General features: G+C 28.0%; 19 protein-coding genes. 17 read left to right on the top strand and 2 right to left on the bottom strand.

The genetic code is table 11. The features are described from left to right. Positions 1 to 47: 47 nt before the first annotated feature. From grpE to dnaJ, 3 genes are all read left to right on the top strand, one after another. Positions 48 to 617: a nucleotide exchange factor GrpE gene (gene grpE, locus CHF27_RS05190; RefSeq protein WP_243444952.1), complete on the top strand. Its 570-nt coding sequence runs from the start codon at positions 48 to 50 to the stop codon at positions 615 to 617. 61 nt (positions 618 to 678) lie between these two features. Then, positions 679 to 2,511 carry a molecular chaperone DnaK gene (dnaK, locus tag CHF27_RS05185; protein WP_115975986.1) on the top strand — a complete coding sequence of 611 codons (1,833 nt, stop codon included), beginning with the start codon at positions 679 to 681 and terminating at the stop codon, positions 2,509 to 2,511. Positions 2,512 to 2,636: 125 nt separating this feature from the next. Beyond that, positions 2,637 to 3,791, top strand: coding sequence for a molecular chaperone DnaJ (gene dnaJ, locus CHF27_RS05180; RefSeq protein ID WP_115975983.1), 1,155 nt, complete (start codon positions 2,637 to 2,639; stop codon positions 3,789 to 3,791). 111 nt (positions 3,792 to 3,902) lie between these two features. Here dnaJ and CHF27_RS05175 read toward each other — a convergent pair whose 3' ends face one another. Next, on the bottom strand, positions 3,903 to 4,145 hold the full coding sequence (locus CHF27_RS05175; RefSeq protein WP_115975980.1) for an ATPase: 243 nt from the start codon (positions 4,143 to 4,145) through the stop codon (positions 3,903 to 3,905). 251 nt (positions 4,146 to 4,396) lie between these two features. On the opposite strand from CHF27_RS05175, the gene prmA reads away from it, so the two are divergent. The 8 genes from prmA (at position 4,397) to hpf (ending at position 9,923) form a co-directional block, all read left to right on the top strand. Then, positions 4,397 to 5,338, top strand: coding sequence for a 50S ribosomal protein L11 methyltransferase (prmA, locus tag CHF27_RS05170; protein WP_115975978.1), 942 nt, complete (start codon positions 4,397 to 4,399; stop codon positions 5,336 to 5,338). Positions 5,339 to 5,346: 8 nt separating this feature from the next. Then, positions 5,347 to 6,099 carry a 16S rRNA (uracil(1498)-N(3))-methyltransferase gene (locus CHF27_RS05165; protein WP_115975975.1) on the top strand — a complete coding sequence of 251 codons (753 nt, stop codon included), beginning with the start codon at positions 5,347 to 5,349 and terminating at the stop codon, positions 6,097 to 6,099. Position 6,100: 1 nt separating this feature from the next. Next, on the top strand, positions 6,101 to 7,399 hold the full coding sequence (gene mtaB / locus CHF27_RS05160; RefSeq protein WP_115975990.1) for a tRNA (N(6)-L-threonylcarbamoyladenosine(37)-C(2))-methylthiotransferase MtaB: 1,299 nt from the start codon (positions 6,101 to 6,103) through the stop codon (positions 7,397 to 7,399). Between the two features lie 45 nt (positions 7,400 to 7,444). Beyond that, entirely contained in the window at positions 7,445 to 7,795 is a 351-nt protein-coding gene (locus CHF27_RS05155; protein ID WP_115975972.1) for a histidine triad nucleotide-binding protein, read from the top strand. Between the two features lie 162 nt (positions 7,796 to 7,957). Beyond that, positions 7,958 to 8,137 carry a 30S ribosomal protein S21 gene (gene rpsU / locus CHF27_RS05150; RefSeq protein WP_021125460.1) on the top strand — a complete coding sequence of 60 codons (180 nt, stop codon included), beginning with the start codon at positions 7,958 to 7,960 and terminating at the stop codon, positions 8,135 to 8,137. Positions 8,138 to 8,162: 25 nt separating this feature from the next. After that, positions 8,163 to 8,606 (top strand): GatB/YqeY domain-containing protein, encoded by a 444-nt coding sequence (locus CHF27_RS05145; RefSeq protein WP_095406411.1) that lies wholly within the window; start codon positions 8,163 to 8,165, stop codon positions 8,604 to 8,606. A 111-nt stretch (positions 8,607 to 8,717) separates the two neighbouring features. Further along, positions 8,718 to 9,215 carry a TspO/MBR family protein gene (locus CHF27_RS05140; protein WP_095406343.1) on the top strand — a complete coding sequence of 166 codons (498 nt, stop codon included), beginning with the start codon at positions 8,718 to 8,720 and terminating at the stop codon, positions 9,213 to 9,215. 159 nt (positions 9,216 to 9,374) lie between these two features. Further along, on the top strand, positions 9,375 to 9,923 hold the full coding sequence (gene hpf / locus CHF27_RS05135; protein ID WP_095406344.1) for a ribosome hibernation-promoting factor, HPF/YfiA family: 549 nt from the start codon (positions 9,375 to 9,377) through the stop codon (positions 9,921 to 9,923). Positions 9,924 to 9,976: 53 nt separating this feature from the next. On the opposite strand, the gene CHF27_RS05130 is transcribed toward hpf, so the two are convergent. Continuing rightward, positions 9,977 to 10,936, bottom strand: coding sequence for a hypothetical protein (locus CHF27_RS05130; protein WP_095406345.1), 960 nt, complete (start codon positions 10,934 to 10,936; stop codon positions 9,977 to 9,979). Positions 10,937 to 11,085: 149 nt separating this feature from the next. Between CHF27_RS05130 and CHF27_RS05125 the strand changes: the two genes are divergently transcribed. The 6 genes from CHF27_RS05125 to CHF27_RS05100 all read left to right on the top strand — a co-directional run bounded on the left by CHF27_RS05125 (position 11,086) and on the right by CHF27_RS05100 (position 15,477). After that, positions 11,086 to 11,322 (top strand): YabP/YqfC family sporulation protein, encoded by a 237-nt coding sequence (locus CHF27_RS05125; RefSeq protein ID WP_199533614.1) that lies wholly within the window; start codon positions 11,086 to 11,088, stop codon positions 11,320 to 11,322. 12 nt (positions 11,323 to 11,334) lie between these two features. Then, on the top strand, positions 11,335 to 12,624 hold the full coding sequence (gene yqfD / locus CHF27_RS05120; protein WP_095406347.1) for a sporulation protein YqfD: 1,290 nt from the start codon (positions 11,335 to 11,337) through the stop codon (positions 12,622 to 12,624). A 29-nt stretch (positions 12,625 to 12,653) separates the two neighbouring features. Then, complete coding sequence (locus CHF27_RS05115) at positions 12,654 to 13,625, top strand: PhoH family protein (RefSeq protein WP_095406348.1); 972 nt, start codon at positions 12,654 to 12,656, stop codon at positions 13,623 to 13,625. 25 nt (positions 13,626 to 13,650) lie between these two features. Further along, positions 13,651 to 14,109 (top strand): rRNA maturation RNase YbeY, encoded by a 459-nt coding sequence (ybeY, locus tag CHF27_RS05110; RefSeq protein ID WP_095406349.1) that lies wholly within the window; start codon positions 13,651 to 13,653, stop codon positions 14,107 to 14,109. A 5-nt stretch (positions 14,110 to 14,114) separates the two neighbouring features. After that, complete coding sequence (locus CHF27_RS05105) at positions 14,115 to 14,831, top strand: diacylglycerol kinase (protein WP_095406350.1); 717 nt, start codon at positions 14,115 to 14,117, stop codon at positions 14,829 to 14,831. 235 nt (positions 14,832 to 15,066) lie between these two features. After that, positions 15,067 to 15,477, top strand: coding sequence for a cytidine deaminase (locus CHF27_RS05100; RefSeq protein WP_095406351.1), 411 nt, complete (start codon positions 15,067 to 15,069; stop codon positions 15,475 to 15,477). The last annotated feature ends 30 nt before the right edge of the window (positions 15,478 to 15,507 follow it).

Raw genomic sequence — 15,507 nt, 5'->3', positions numbered from 1 at the left:
AGCGAAAAAAATGAAGTGAGAGGTGTGATATCTTGGAAGGAAAGAACATGGAACAAGAAGAACTGAAAACAGATAAAGATAATCTGGATAGTGAAAATTTAGAAACTCAAGAACAAGAAACTGAAACAGTTGAAGAAAATTCTAATCAAGAAGAAAATATAACATATATAAATGCACAATTAGTTGAAAAATTAAAAAATGAAATAGAAGAAACTAATGATAAATATCAAAGAGTTCAAGCTGAGTATTCAAACTATAGAAGAAGAACTCAAGAAGAAAAAGAAACTATAGGACTATTTGCTAATGAAAAGTTAGTAACAGAGTTAATACCAGTTATAGATAATATGGAAAGAGCATTAGAAGCTTGTACAAATAAGGAAGATACAATGTATCAAGGTATAGAACTTGTATATAAACAACTTAAAGATACTCTAGCTAAGTTTGGAGTAGAAGAAATTGAAACTGAAAATGTTGAATTTGATCCAAATTTACATCAAGCAGTTATGGAAGAAGATGTAGATGGGGTAGAATCAAATAAAATAATTAAGGTATTCCAAAAAGGATATAAGCTTGGAACTAAAACAATAAGAGCATCTATGGTTGTAGTTTCTCGCTAACTTTAAATATAGAAAGTAATATAACTAAAATAAAATAAAATACTCAAGGAGGATTTTAATCATGGGAAAAGTAATAGGTATAGATTTAGGAACAACTAATTCATGTGTAGCTGTATTAGAAGGTGGAGAACCACAAATAATAGCTAATAACGAAGGTATGAGAACTACTCCGTCAGTAGTAGCTTTCACTAAAGATGGAGAAAGAATAGTAGGAGAACCAGCTAAAAGACAAGCTGTTACAAATGCAGATAGAACAATAACATCTATAAAAACTCATATGGGAACAGACTACAAAGTAGACATAGATGGAAAGAAATTTACACCACAAGAAATATCAGCAATAACTTTACAAAAATTAAAAGCAGATGCTGAAAGTTACTTAGGTCAACCTGTAACAGAAGCTGTTATAACAGTTCCAGCTTACTTTACAGATGCTCAAAGACAAGCAACTAAAGATGCAGGTAGAATAGCAGGACTTGATGTTAAGAGAATAATAAATGAACCAACTGCAGCGGCTCTTGCTTATGGTATGGATAAATTAGACCAAGATAAAAAAATATTAGTATTTGACTTAGGTGGAGGTACTTTTGACGTATCTATACTTGAAATAGGTGATGGTACTTTTGAAGTTTTAGCTACAGCAGGTAACAATAGGCTAGGTGGAGATGATTTCGACCAAGTTGTAATAGACTATTTAGCTGCTGAATTTAAAAAAGCTGAAGGTGTAGACTTGAAAAATGATAATATGGCTCTTCAAAGATTAAAAGAAGCTGCTGAAAAGGCGAAAAAAGAATTATCTTCAACAATGTCTTCAAACATAAATTTACCTTTTATAACTGCTACAGCTGAAGGACCAAAACATTTAAATATAGATTTATCAAGAGCTAAATTTGAAGAAATAACAGCTGGTTTAGTAGAAAAAACTATGGAACCAACGAAGAGAGCATTACAAGATGCAGGTTTATCTACTTCTGAAATAGATGATGTATTATTAGTAGGGGGATCTACTAGAATACCTGCTGTGCAAGAAGCTGTTAAGAAATTTATAGGAAAAGAACCTCATAAAGGTATAAATCCAGATGAATGTGTTGCAGCAGGAGCATCTATACAAGCAGGAGTTTTAACAGGAGAAGTTAACGACTTATTATTATTAGATGTAACTCCATTATCTCTTGGTATAGAAACATTAGGTAATGTATTCACTAAGATAATAGAAAGAAATACTACAATACCAACTAAGAAGTCTCAAGTATTCTCAACTGCAGCAGATAATCAAACAGCTGTTGATATACATGTTCTTCAAGGTGAAAGAAGTATGTCTTATGACAATACAACTTTAGGAAGATTCCAATTAACAGATATACCACCAGCTCCAAGAGGAATACCTCAAGTAGAAGTTACATTTGATATAGATGCTAATGGTATAGTTCATGTTACTGCTAAAGATTTAGGAACAGGAAAAGAACAAAAAGTAACTATAACTTCAGGAACTAATTTATCTGAGGATGAAATAGAAAAGAAAGTAAAAGAAGCAGAAATGAATGCTGAAGCAGATAAACAAAAGAAAGATAAAATAGAAGCTTTAAATCAAGCAGAATCTACAATTTACCAAACAGAAAAAACATTAAATGAACTTGGTGATAAAGTTAGTGCTGATGATAAGAGTGCTATAGAAAAAGCAATAGCAGATTTAAAAGAAATAAAAGACAAAGAAGATTCTACAGGTGAAGAAATAAGAAAAGCTATGGATGAAGTAATGAATAAATTCCATAAAGTATCTCAAGAAATGTATCAACAAGCAGGTGCTGAACAACAACAAGAAGGTCAAAGTGAAGGACCAAAAGATGATAATGTAGTAGATGCTGATTTTAAAGAAGTAAATGACGAAAAATAGGTTACAAAATTAGACATAGTTGTATATAATTAATATAGAATATTTATTTATTTAAATAATTAATAATAGCTTGTAGTTAGATATTCTACAAGCTATTGTTTTGTAAGATTAAGGTGGTGACAAACTTGAGTACGAAAAGAGACTATTATGAAATCCTAGGTGTTGATAAAAATGCAGATGCACAACAACTAAAAAAAGCATACAGAAAATTAGCTATGAAGTATCATCCAGATAGAAATCCTGGAGATAATGAAGCAGAAGAAAAATTTAAAGAAATAAATGAAGCTTATGAAGTATTATCTGATGAAACTAAAAGACAAACATATGATCAATTTGGGCATGATGGCTTAAATGGTCAAGGTGGATTTGGAGGCCAAGGTGGATTTGGTGGTCAAGGTTTCGGAGGATTTGAAGATATATTTGGAGATATATTTGGAGATATGTTTGGAGGCGGATTTAGTAGCGGTAGAGCTAGAAGAAGAGGTCCAGAACGAGGAGCAGATATAAGACAAAGTATAACTATAACTTTTGAAGAAGCTGCTTTTGGTAAAAAAGCATCTATGAAAGTAAACAGAAGTGAAGAATGTAGTGAATGTCATGGAACTGGTGCTAAATCAGGAACATCTAAAAAGACTTGTCCTACATGTAATGGTTCAGGTGAAGTGAGAACTGTCCAAAGAACTCCATTTGGTAACATAGCTAGTTCAAGACCTTGTAGTACATGTAATGGAGAAGGTGAAATAGTAGAAGCTCCATGTAATAAGTGTAGTGGAAAAGGAAGTACTAGAAAAGTTAAAACTATTGAAGTTGATATACCAGCAGGTATAGATGATGGACAAATGATAAAATTAAGTGGTCAAGGAGAATTAGGTTCAAAAGGTGGACCAAGAGGCGATCTTTATATAGTAATAAGTGTAAAATCACATTCTATATTTACTAGAGAGGGAAATGATGTTTATATTGAGATGCCAATAACATTTGCTCAGGCTACTTTAGGTGATGAGATAGAAGTACCTACATTAGATGGAAAGGTTTCATACACGATACCAGAAGGAACGCAAACAGGAACAATCTTTAGATTAAGAGAAAAAGGTATACCTAGAATTAGAGGAAATTCAAGAGGAGACCAATACGTAAAAGTTGTAATTGATGTACCTAAAAAGCTAAATGATAAGCAAAAGGATATATTAAGACAATTTGCTAAAGAGTGTGGCGAAGAAGTTCATGAAAAAAAACGTGGGTTAACCAAAAAATTAGAGGATTTATTAAAAAAGAAATAAAAAATAAAAGCTGTCTCAAGATGAAATTTTAAATTTTATTTTGAGACAGCTAATTTTTTATCAAAAAAACTGACAACCGATAGTTGTCAGTTAAATAATCTTTTTTTATTGTTATAATTTTTTAATGCTTATTATAGAATTTAGAGGTAAATAAAATGTTGAAATTTCACTGTTTGATGAACTGTTTTTAATGGTATGTTCATTACTAATAGTGATATAAAATGGTGTTACTTCAATAACCTTTCCGTATAAAAGATTGTTGCTAAAATAAGTGTAAACTTCTACGTATTTATTTAGATACTGGAGGATATAATTATAAAATTCATCTTGTGATTTTGAATTATTCTTAATCATATATACAACTCCTTTTAAAAAGTATAGAAGATTAATATAATATATGTTTTTTATAAAAAAATAGTTCTTTATAAAAAATAAAATAATATAAGATAAATAAGATTTATTTATTGTAATAAAATGTTTAAAGAATAGAAATATAAATAATAAGTAAATAAAGAGTATAAAACAATATTATAAAAGATAATAATTATGATATAATAAAAGTTACGAAAAAATAGGAAAATTAAAGCGAAGGATGGTATTTACATATGAAGTGGATTGAAGTTACTATAAAAACTACTACAGAAGCTGTAGAAGCTATAACTAATATATTAGATGAAGAAAGAACTGGTGGAGTAATGATAGAAGATCCTAAAGATTTTTTATTCCAAAAGAAAAATGAACTAGATTGGGATTATGTAGAAGAAGAAGTTTTTAAAAAAAGTGGAAATGATGGAGTTTTAATAAAAACTTACATATCAGAAGAAAGAAACGTACCAGAAGTTGTAGAAAATATAAAACAAAGAGTTTTAAACTTAAAAGGTTTTGGTATAGATATAGGAGAAGGAAGTGTAACTTTAGACCAAGTTAATGAATCTGATTGGGCTAATGAATGGAAGAAGTATTATAAACCTACTAAAATAGGTAATAGAATAGTAGTAAAACCTACATGGGAAGACTATAAGCAAGAAAAAGAAGATTTAATAATTGAACTTGATCCAGGTATGGCATTTGGAACAGGAACTCATGAGACAACTTCAATGTGTATAAGAGAATTAGAAAAATACGTTAAAGAAGATTCTAAAGTATTTGATATTGGTTGTGGAAGTGGAATACTTGCTATAGCAGCAGCAAAATTAGGAGCTAAAGAAGTTTTAGCAGTTGATTTAGATGAGGTGGCTGTAAAAGTATCTAGAGAAAATGTATCTGAAAATAATGTATCAGATTCAGTAGAAGTAAGACATGGAAATTTAATGGATGTTGTAAAAGATAAAGCAGATGTAGTAGTAGCAAATATTATTGCGGATATAATAAAAATATTAGCAAAAGATGTTCACAACTTTATGAAAGAAAATGCAGTGTTTATATCTTCAGGTATAATATTAGCAAAAGTTGATGAAGTAAAAGAAAGCTTAATAGAAAATGGATTTGAAATAGTAGAAGTTCAAAGACTAGGTGAATGGGCAGCAATAGTTTCTAAACTTAAGTAGGTGAAAATATGGATAGATTTTTTGTTGAGAAAAATAAAATTAATATAGAAAATAGAACTTGTGTTATTGAAGGAGAAGATGTAAAACATATTTCTAAAGTTTTAAGATGTAAAATTGGAGAAGAATTAGAAATTTGTGATAAAGAAAATAATGAATATATATGCAAGATAACAGATATAGATAAAGATAATGTTAGCTTACATATTCTTGAAAAAGTAAATATAAATAGAGAATCTGATTTAAAAGTTAGACTATACCAAGGACTACCTAAAGGTCCTAAGATGGAAATGATACTTCAAAAACTTACTGAAGTAGGTGTGGATGAAATAATATTAGTTCAAACGAAAAGAAGTGTTGCAAAAGTTGATGATAAAAAAGAAGACAAGAAAATTGATCGTTGGGAAAGAATAATATATGAAGCTGCAAAGCAAAGTAAAAGAGGAAAAATACCTAAATTAAATGGTGTTATTACTTTTGAACAGGCATTAAAAGAAATGGAAAATAACGATGTGAATATATGCCCATATGAAAATGAAAGAACAATATCAATAAAAAGCGCAATAAAAAATGCTAGCGTAAATAGTATAGGAATATTTGTAGGGCCAGAAGGTGGGTTTGCAGAGGAAGAAATACAAAAAATCCAAGACATAGGAGCAAAGGTAGTATCTCTAGGACCTAGGATATTAAGAACAGAAACAGCATCAGTTGTTGCTTCTTCCATAGCTTTATATGAACTAAGTGACCTAGGAGGAGATGAATAAATTGAAAAAAGTAGCTTTTTACACATTAGGATGTAAAGTAAATCAATATGAAACAGAAGCTATGCTTGAGTTGTTTGAAAAAGATGGATATAAACAAGTAGATAGTGAAGAGTATGCAGATGTTTATGTTATAAATACATGTACAGTAACACATATGAGTGATAGAAAATCACGTCAGTATATAAGAAGGGTTAAAAAGAAAAATCCTAACGCAATAATAGCAGTAGTAGGATGCTATTCTCAAGTATCGCCGGAAGAAATACTTGAAATAGAAGAAGTAAATTTAGTAATGGGTACTAACGATAGAAGAAAAATAGTTGAAGAAATAAAAAAAATAGATTCAACTAAAAAGTCTAGTACAGTTGATGATATAATGAAGGTAAAAGCATTTGAAGAAATAGAAATTAGCCAGACCAACGGCAAAACTAGAGCATTTTTAAAAATACAAGATGGATGTGATAGATACTGCACTTACTGTATAATTCCACATGCTAGAGGTCGAGTTAGAAGTAGGGAAATTGAAAGTATAGTATCAGAAGTTAAAAAATTAGCTGATAATGGGTATAAAGAAGTGGTCTTAACAGGTATACATGTAGCATCTTATGGAAAAGATTTAAGAGATAGAGAAATTAGATTACTAGATGTAATAAAAGAAATAAATGAAATTGAAAAAATTGAAAGAATTAGATTAAGTTCAGTGGAGCCAATTTTATTTACAGACGAATTTGTAAAAGAAGTTACTGAAATGAAAAAAGTTTGTCCACATTATCATTTATCTTTACAAAGTGGATGTGATGAAACTTTAAAAAGAATGAATAGAAGATATACTACACAAGAATATAAGGCAATAGTTGAGAGATTAAGAGAAAAAATACCTAATGTAGCAATAACTACTGATGTAATAGTAGGATTCCCTGGAGAAACTAATGATGAGTTCAACAAAACATATGAATTTTTAAGGGACATAGAACTTTCTCAAATGCATATATTTAAGTATTCACCAAGAAAAGGAACTCCAGCAGCTACTATGGATAATCAAATAGATCCCCAAATGAAGCAATTTAGAAGTGAAAAACTTTTAAATTTAAGCAAAGAAAACTTTAATAAATTTGCAAGCAAATTTATTGATACTGAAGTGGAAATTTTATTTGAACAAAACATAGCAGATAATAAGTATGAAGGTTTAACTCCTAACTATATAAGAGTAGTTGCAGAAAGTGATAAAGATATACAAGGTAAAATATTAAAAGTAAAGATAACTGATGTGAAACACGAATATGTAGAAGGAATTTTGGTGTAAAGTGTAGAAATAATAACTCTTATAATAGAATAGGAGGTGTTATAAATGAGTTGTATTTTTTGTAAAATAATAAATGGAGAAATTCCATGTGATAAAGTTTATGAAGATGATAAGGTTTTAGCCTTTAATGATATAAATCCAGTAGCTCCATATCACATATTAATTATACCTAAGAAACACTATGAAAGTGTATTAGATATAGAAGATAAAGATATGGAAATTGTGTCACATATTCATAGTATTATAAATAAAATAGCTAAGGAAAAAGGATTTAGTGAAACTGGATTTAGAATTATAAACAATTGTAAAGAAGATGGAGGTCAAGAAGTAAAGCATATTCATTACCATGTATTGGCTGGAAAAAAATTACCAATGTATGAAGCAGAACAAAAATAATTTAAATTCCAAATTTAGCTTTAATCTTGATGAAAAATACTTGATAAAAATAAGAACATAGTTTATAATAAAAAAAGTGTGAGGTTGTAATGCATATTATGCAGATATAATCGTAGTTACAGTCCCAGCATAATTCGCGCTATCGGAGGGAGGGAAAAAGAAATGTCAGAAGTAAGAGTAAGAGAAAATGAAACATTAGACAGCGCTTTAAGAAGATTTAAGCGTTCATGTGCAATGTCTGGCATCATGTCTGAAGTTAGAAAAAGAGAGCACTATGATAAGCCAAGTGTTAGACGTAAGAAAAAAGCTGAAGCTGCAAGAAGAAAAAACGCTAAGAAATAGTAAAAAGAATAAAGAGGTGAGGGGAATGTCCCTTAAAGAGAAGTTACAAGAAGATTTAAAGTCTTCAATGAAAAACAAAGATACAGTTAGAAAATCTGTAGTAACTTTGATAAGAGCTTCTATAAAGCAATTTGAGGTTGACAATAGAGTTGAACTTGAAGAGGAAGGCATTATTGATATAATTGCTAAACAATTGAAGCAACGTAGAGATGCTTTAGTTGAATTCCAAAAAGCTAGTAGAGAAGACTTAGTAAAAGAAACAGAAGCTGAAATCCAAGTTTTAAAAGAGTACCTACCTCAACAGTTAAGCGAAGAAGAGCTAAATGAAATTGTAAAAGATACTATATCTGAAGTAGGAGCTACTTCAATGAAGGATATGGGAAAAATCATGTCAGCTATAAAGCCGAAAACAAAAGGTAGAGCTGATGGAAAACTTATAAATGAGTTAATTAAAAAAAACTTACAATAGATTAAAAGCCTAGAGAATATTCTCTAGGCTTTTTATATTATAAATAATCATAATGACTCCTTTTTGTACATACTTATTAACTAAAGAGGAAATTGAAAGAGGGGGAAAAATTTGATTATATCAGTTAAAGAAATTAGAAAATTTTTAATATGTGTGTTAATACCATTACTCGTAGGTTATAGCAGTAGACTAATAGCTACTAAACTAGCAGGTATAGACACATCTACATATTATTCACAACTTATAAAACCGGGATTTGCACCACCTAGTTTTGTATTTGTGGTAGTTTGGGTAATTTTATACATATTAATGGGAATATCATCTTATATAGTCTTAAAAAAAGGTTATGACTCAGCTAAGGTAAAAGATGCAATGTTCTATTATTGGTTACAGTTATTTTTAAATTTTATGTGGAGCATATTATTTTTTGGATTAGATTTAAGATTTACAGCATTAATAGACTTGGTTATTTTAATATTTGTAGTAATTATCATGATGTTTAAATTTTGTAAATTAGACAAAAGAGCAATGTATCTGAATGTACCATATTTAATTTGGTTATTATGTGCTTTAATTTTGAATTATTTTATATGGGTAATGAATAAATAGTGTATTAAAAAAGACCCTTTAATTTTAATGATAGCATATAAAGAAGAAAATAAATAGACTATATAATTTGAATATTTTCATATACAATAATGTTAAAATAAATAAAAAATATAGCATTAACTAGAAATTTCATCTAATGGTTTGAAGGGAGAGGTTATTATGGAATTAATAATATCTGGAAGACAAATGAAGTTAACAGAAGGGATAAAATCCTATATAAATGACAAGATAAATAGATTAGAGAAATACCTTGAACCTGAATCAGAAATAAAAGTAACAGTGAGAGCAAAAAAAGAAAGACAAAAAATAGAAGTTACTATAATACCTATAAAAGGACCTATAGTAAGAGCTGAAGAAGTTCAACCTGATTTATACTCAGCTATAGATATTGTATATGATAAGCTTACTAGACAAATAGTTAAATATAAGAATAGATTAAAAGATAAATCTCAAAGTAAAAAAAGTATAAGATTAGATAATATAGAAATGGAAGAAGAAATAAATGAACAAGAAGATTCATTTGAAAAAGAAATATTTATTGACAGAAGAAAAAAATTTAATGTAAAACCAATGAGCGTAGAAGAGGCTATATTACAAATGGAATTGTTAGGACACAATTTCTATATGTTCAGAAATCAGGATACATATGAAATTAATATAGCGTACAAAAGAAAAACTAGAGGTTATGGTGTAATAGAACATGAGTAATCTTAACCATTTTAAAATACTGAGAAGTAAAATTCTCAGTATTTTTGATTGAGTTATAATAATGAAATTTCCTGAACAAAGAAGTTTTTAGCATCTATGGATATATATATACCTTTATTAAAATTTGTTTTAGCATTTTCATCTTTAAAGTTATATTTAAATTTATATGATTCGGGAATATTCATATAAGAATATATATTTAAGTAGTCTTTATCAAATATTAATTTATTAAAATCATCTTTTAACTTTTCTTTTAGATAAGAATCTGCAAAAACTTTAGCGTCATCTTTAGTAATGGATGGGGAAATTTCTAAAGGATTATCTAAAGATTGGTACATATAAAATACAGTATAATCTTTACTTAATATTCTGACTTTAAAAAAAATATCATTACATTTAAAGAAAAATTGATAAAATTTATTTTCTGTATCATTTTCAAAAAAAACTTCATACCCTCCATTATATATATCTTCATCTGATAATGAATAATCAAAAAAAATATTTATGCATATAGCTGCTATATTTCTCATTTCATCAACAGTAAGTTCGTTAGATTTTTTTCCAATACCATAATTTTCATCTGGCTTAAAAAAACTAAATTTATTTCTGTAATGATTATCACTAGGTTGAGTATAACATAAATAATGAATAGAAGAAACTAAGTTAAAATAACTGTTTGTAAGGCTTCTTACAATTTGTCGATAGAAAAAATTAAAGTTATAGTTGTATATGGTATTAAGTTCTGAGATTATTTTTAAATAAAGTTCTAATAGTGAGTTAAATCTATTTTCATGGAGTTTATCAATCTTTATCGAACTTATATTATCAAGTACTAACACATCTTTAAATAAATATTCATATAAATAACAGATGATTTTTATGTTTCTTAAATTTTCCTCTTTTATAGTAGACAATAATGTGAAATAGTTATAAGAATTTGACCTTAATAATGCATTAAGTAAGAAATCTACACATATACATTTTTGAACTATGCTTATAAACATATTTTTCATAGACTCATCCTTTCTTATAATAATATTTAAAACATATATATGTAGTTTATTCTAAATAGTTTTATAAGTTTCCAGGCTGATGATATAAAAATTTAAAAAAAGTAATTTAAGGAAATTAAAAACATAAAATATAGTAAGGAGGTATATGTATGGTGGATATATCAACGGATTTACAAGTAAACCAACCAACTGTGACTACTATAGGAAATACATTTATTAGTATAGAAAATTACTTATCTATAATAACTTATGATACTAACTTAATAAAAATAAAAACAAAAATTAAGTCAATAAAGATATCGGGAGACAAATTACTATTAAAATATATTACAGATAGTGAAATTGGGATAAAAGGAATTATATATAGTATTGAATATATAGATTAGGAGGAGATACAAGTGATAAGCTATATAAGAGGATACTACATTATAACTGTTGAGGGAATAGGGACTGAACATTTTTTAAATCATCTTATAAGAAATAAAATAAATGTTTATAATGTAAGTAGAATAAGTCAAACTAAAATTCAATTTTATGTAGACAGATTAGATATAAAAGCTTTTAAGAAAGTATATAGAGGAAGTAAATTTGAAGTTAAAATTAAACAAAAAACAGGGATACCTTTTGTTGTAAAAAGGATATACAAGCATAAAGGAATGTGGATTTGTGCACTGGCATCTTTGATTTTATTAATGATGACATCACAATTTACAACTGATATATACATACAAATACCTGAAGGTATAAAAAAGGAAGAAGTAAGGAAGGAATTGTATAAAGTAGGACTCAAACCAGGGGTATATAAAAACAGTATAGATAGAAAAGAAGTAAGAGATCATGTAATGTCTAAGTTTGATGAAGTTGCATATGTATCTATAAATGTAAAGGGGACTAATGTATTTGTAACTATAACTAAAAAAGCGGAATCATTAAAATCAACTGAAGAGTCAAATTATTGTAATATAATTGCTTCGAAAGATGGTATAATAGAGAGGGTCATACCAAGAAGTGGTAATTCTGCTGTTGATACTGGAGATATAGTACAAAAAGGTGATGTTTTAGTTAATGGTTCAAATACAAAATCTATTCCTGAAGTTTGGGCAAGTACTTTTTATGAATCTAAAAAAAGTTCAAGCTATTTAAATACTAAAAAAGAGAAAACAGGAGATAGTAAAAATATATATACAATAAGTTTTTATGATAAAAAATTTACAATTAGAAGAAATATAAAATATAATGATTATTCAATAGAAAATAAAGAAATAAAATTGAAATTAGGCAATTATACATTTCCTTTAAAAATAAATAAGAGTATTTTTTATGAAACTAAAGATATTAAAGTAGAAAAAGATAAGAAAGAACTTAAAACAGAATTAGAAAAACAAGCATTAAAAGACTTGGAGTATAAAATTCCGCCAGCTGCTAGAATAGTTGATGTTAAACACAACTACAAAGTTAATAAAAATGTGTTAGAATATGTAGTGACAGTTCAAACAAGTGAAAATATAGCTAAAATTTATTCTTTAAGTAAGGCAGAGGCAGAGCAAATTCTTAAAGAACAAAGTATTCCAAAGGATAAAGAAGAAGTATTACCTTCAAATCCTGAAAAAATACCTAAAAATGATATAAGAAATGAATTTAAAGAGCAAAATAATGATACTGGAAAAACAGATAACAAACAAAATTAATAACAAAGACTTAAGGAGGAAGAATTCAATTGATAATACAAAAAAAATTTGTTGTATCAGAAGAAAACTTTGAAAAGGAATTGTTTGGTAAACTCGATGAAAATATAAAACTTATAGAAAAAACTTTAAACATAGATGTGATATTAAGAGAAGGAAATATAGTCTTAATGGGTGAAGAAAAAAATGTAGATTCAGCTATAAAACTTATGAATGAACTACATAAAATTGTATCTAGAGGAAATAGTTTAGATAAGCAAAGTATATCTTATTCTTTATCTTTATTATGTGAGGGAAGTGAACAAAAAATAAAAGATTTAGAAGGTACAATTATTGTAACTCAAAAAGGAAAATCTATACAACCTAAGACTTTGGGGCAAAAAGAGTACATAAATCTTATAAATTCAAATGATATAACATTTGGAATAGGTCCTGCAGGTACAGGTAAAACATATCTTGCAGTTGCTATGGCAGTGAAGGCATTTAAAAGAGACGAAGTAAGTAGAATTATATTAACAAGACCAGCTGTAGAAGCAGGAGAAAGTTTGGGATTTTTACCTGGAGATTTAAAAGATAAGGTTGATCCATATTTAAGACCACTATATGATGCGTTATTTGAGATGATAGGTCCAGATAAATTTAATAAATACCTAGAAAGAGGAACTATAGAAGTGGCACCTTTAGCATTTATGAGAGGGAGAACTTTAGATAATGCATTTATAATATTAGATGAAGCACAAAATACAACACCAGAACAAATGAAGATGTTTTTAACTAGATTAGGATTTGGATCTAAGGCTGTAGTAACAGGAGACTTAACTCAAACTGATTTGCCAGAAAAGAAGAAAAGTGGACTTTTACAAGCTACAAAAATACTTAAAAATGTTCAAGGAATAGGCTCTATAATGTTGACAGAACGAGATGTTGTAAGACATGAATTGGTTCAAAGAATAATAAGAGCATATGAAGAATTTGATAAAATAAGTAATACAAAAAATAAGTAAACTAAGGAAGAAGTAGGTGCAATAAATGGAATTGATATTAGATGATAGACAAGATAAGATGAAGGTTAGTGAAGAATTATTAGAAAAAATAAAGGATATAATAGTAGAATGCTTAGATTATGAAGGATATGATGATAGCTATGAAGTTAGTTTATCATTTGTAGATAATAAAGAAATACATGAACTAAACCGAGATTATAGAGGTGTAGATAGACCAACAGATGTATTATCATTTCCTCTTTTAACTGAAGAATTTGATGTTGAGCTAGAAGAAGAATCTTTAGGTGATATAGTTGTATCTTTAGAAAGAGCATTTGAACAAAGTCAAGAATATAATCATAGCTTTGAAAGAGAAGTATGCTTTTTAGTATGTCATAGTATGTTCCATCTTTTAGGATATGATCATGATACAGAAGAAAATACTAAAGAAATGAGAGAAAAGGAAGAACATATATTAAATAAGTTAAGCATAACAAGGGAGTAAGTTTTATGAAAACAGGAAAAACTCGCCAGGGACTAGTAAAAGCTTTTAATGCAGCAATAGAAGGAATTTTATATACTTTTAAATTTGAAAGAAATATGAAGATACATTACTTTGTAGCAGTATTAGTATTTTTAGGTAGTTTATTCTTTGATTTAAGCAAGGTAGAAATGCTTATATTAATATTTTCTATAAGTTTAGTAGTAATATCAGAAATGTTTAATACAGCCATAGAGAAAACTATTGATATGATAACTGATGAATATCATGTTCTTGCGAAAATAGCAAAAGATGTAGCAGCTGGAGGCGTATTAATAGCAGCTTTGAATTCTGTTATTGTAGGATATATATTATTTTATGATGAATTAACAGATTTATCTACATCATTACTTTACACAATTAGAAGGTCAGAGCCCCATATAACTTTAATTTGTATAGTATTAGTATTAATTGCAGTTGTAGTTGTTAAAACAATGACTTCAACAGGGACTCCTTTAAAAGGAGGTATGCCTAGCGGTCACGCAGCTTTAGCATTTGCGATGGCTACAGCTATTACATTTATGACAGAGAGAGTAGTAGCGTATACTTTAGCGTATTTAATGGCGGTTTTAGTAGCACAAAGTAGGATAGAAGGAAAGATACATACATTTTGGGAAACTGTAGCAGGAGCGTTATTAGGTGTTTTAGTGGCTATGTTAGTATTCCAAATAGGAAATTTTTATTGATGATTTACTTAATTAGTTTTAGATTAGCTTATATAGTAGACGTCAGCTTGAAAAGAAGTCTGCAAGACTTCTTTTTTTATGTTATAATGTAATATACTAAACCAAAATATAAATAAAAAATAAATTACATTGAAAATAAGAATATTTAATATCTATTTTTTATAATATAGATTTATAGATATTAAAAAAGAGATATAAATTAAAAAGTATGATGTAAATATATAGGAGGCATAATATGGATAATAAAAGTTTACTTAAATTAGCAGAAAATGCTAGAAAAAATTCTTATGTCCCATATTCAAAATTTAGAGTAGGTGCAGCATTACTTACAAAGAATGGTAAAGTTTATACTGGCTGTAATATAGAATGCGCATCTTTCGGTGGAACTAATTGTGCTGAAAGAACTGCTATATATAAAGCTATATCAGAAGGTGAAAAAGAAATTGAGGCTATAGCTATAGCTAGTGATAATTCAGAAAAAGATGAATCAACATATCCATGTGGAATATGTAGACAGGTAATAATAGAATTTGGTCCAGATATAAGAATTATAACTGGGTATACACAAGGAAAAATAATTGAATGTAAAATAAGTGATTTAATACCAAATTATTTTTCAGGAAGTGACTTTAAAGAAATAGAATAATTACACAAGAAGAAGTTAGGAGAATCATAA

Source organism: Romboutsia maritimum (assembly GCF_002251085.2).
Classification (GTDB): domain Bacteria; phylum Bacillota; class Clostridia; order Peptostreptococcales; family Peptostreptococcaceae; genus Romboutsia_B; species Romboutsia_B maritimum.
The sequence above is the reverse complement of the archived record's forward strand: the minus strand, read 5'-3'. Positions and strand labels throughout refer to the sequence as shown.

What these genes read in the sequence shown, in the direction of transcription:
- grpE (WP_243444952.1), top strand. Translation starts at nt 48, where the DNA reads ATGGAACAAGAAGAACTGAAAACAGATAAAGATAATCTGGATAGTGAA.
- dnaK (WP_115975986.1), top strand. Translation starts at nt 679, where the DNA reads ATGGGAAAAGTAATAGGTATAGATTTAGGAACAACTAATTCATGTGTA.
- CHF27_RS05175 (WP_115975980.1), bottom strand. Translation starts at nt 4,145, where the DNA reads ATGATTAAGAATAATTCAAAATCACAAGATGAATTTTATAATTATATC.
- prmA (WP_115975978.1), top strand. Translation starts at nt 4,397, where the DNA reads ATGAAGTGGATTGAAGTTACTATAAAAACTACTACAGAAGCTGTAGAA.
- CHF27_RS05165 (WP_115975975.1), top strand. Translation starts at nt 5,347, where the DNA reads ATGGATAGATTTTTTGTTGAGAAAAATAAAATTAATATAGAAAATAGA.
- CHF27_RS05155 (WP_115975972.1), top strand. Translation starts at nt 7,445, where the DNA reads ATGAGTTGTATTTTTTGTAAAATAATAAATGGAGAAATTCCATGTGAT.
- rpsU (WP_021125460.1), top strand. Translation starts at nt 7,958, where the DNA reads ATGTCAGAAGTAAGAGTAAGAGAAAATGAAACATTAGACAGCGCTTTA.
- CHF27_RS05145 (WP_095406411.1), top strand. Translation starts at nt 8,163, where the DNA reads ATGTCCCTTAAAGAGAAGTTACAAGAAGATTTAAAGTCTTCAATGAAA.
- hpf (WP_095406344.1), top strand. Translation starts at nt 9,375, where the DNA reads ATGGAATTAATAATATCTGGAAGACAAATGAAGTTAACAGAAGGGATA.
- CHF27_RS05130 (WP_095406345.1), bottom strand. Translation starts at nt 10,936, where the DNA reads ATGAAAAATATGTTTATAAGCATAGTTCAAAAATGTATATGTGTAGAT.
- CHF27_RS05125 (WP_199533614.1), top strand. Translation starts at nt 11,086, where the DNA reads ATGGTGGATATATCAACGGATTTACAAGTAAACCAACCAACTGTGACT.
- ybeY (WP_095406349.1), top strand. Translation starts at nt 13,651, where the DNA reads ATGGAATTGATATTAGATGATAGACAAGATAAGATGAAGGTTAGTGAA.
- CHF27_RS05105 (WP_095406350.1), top strand. Translation starts at nt 14,115, where the DNA reads ATGAAAACAGGAAAAACTCGCCAGGGACTAGTAAAAGCTTTTAATGCA.
- CHF27_RS05100 (WP_095406351.1), top strand. Translation starts at nt 15,067, where the DNA reads ATGGATAATAAAAGTTTACTTAAATTAGCAGAAAATGCTAGAAAAAAT.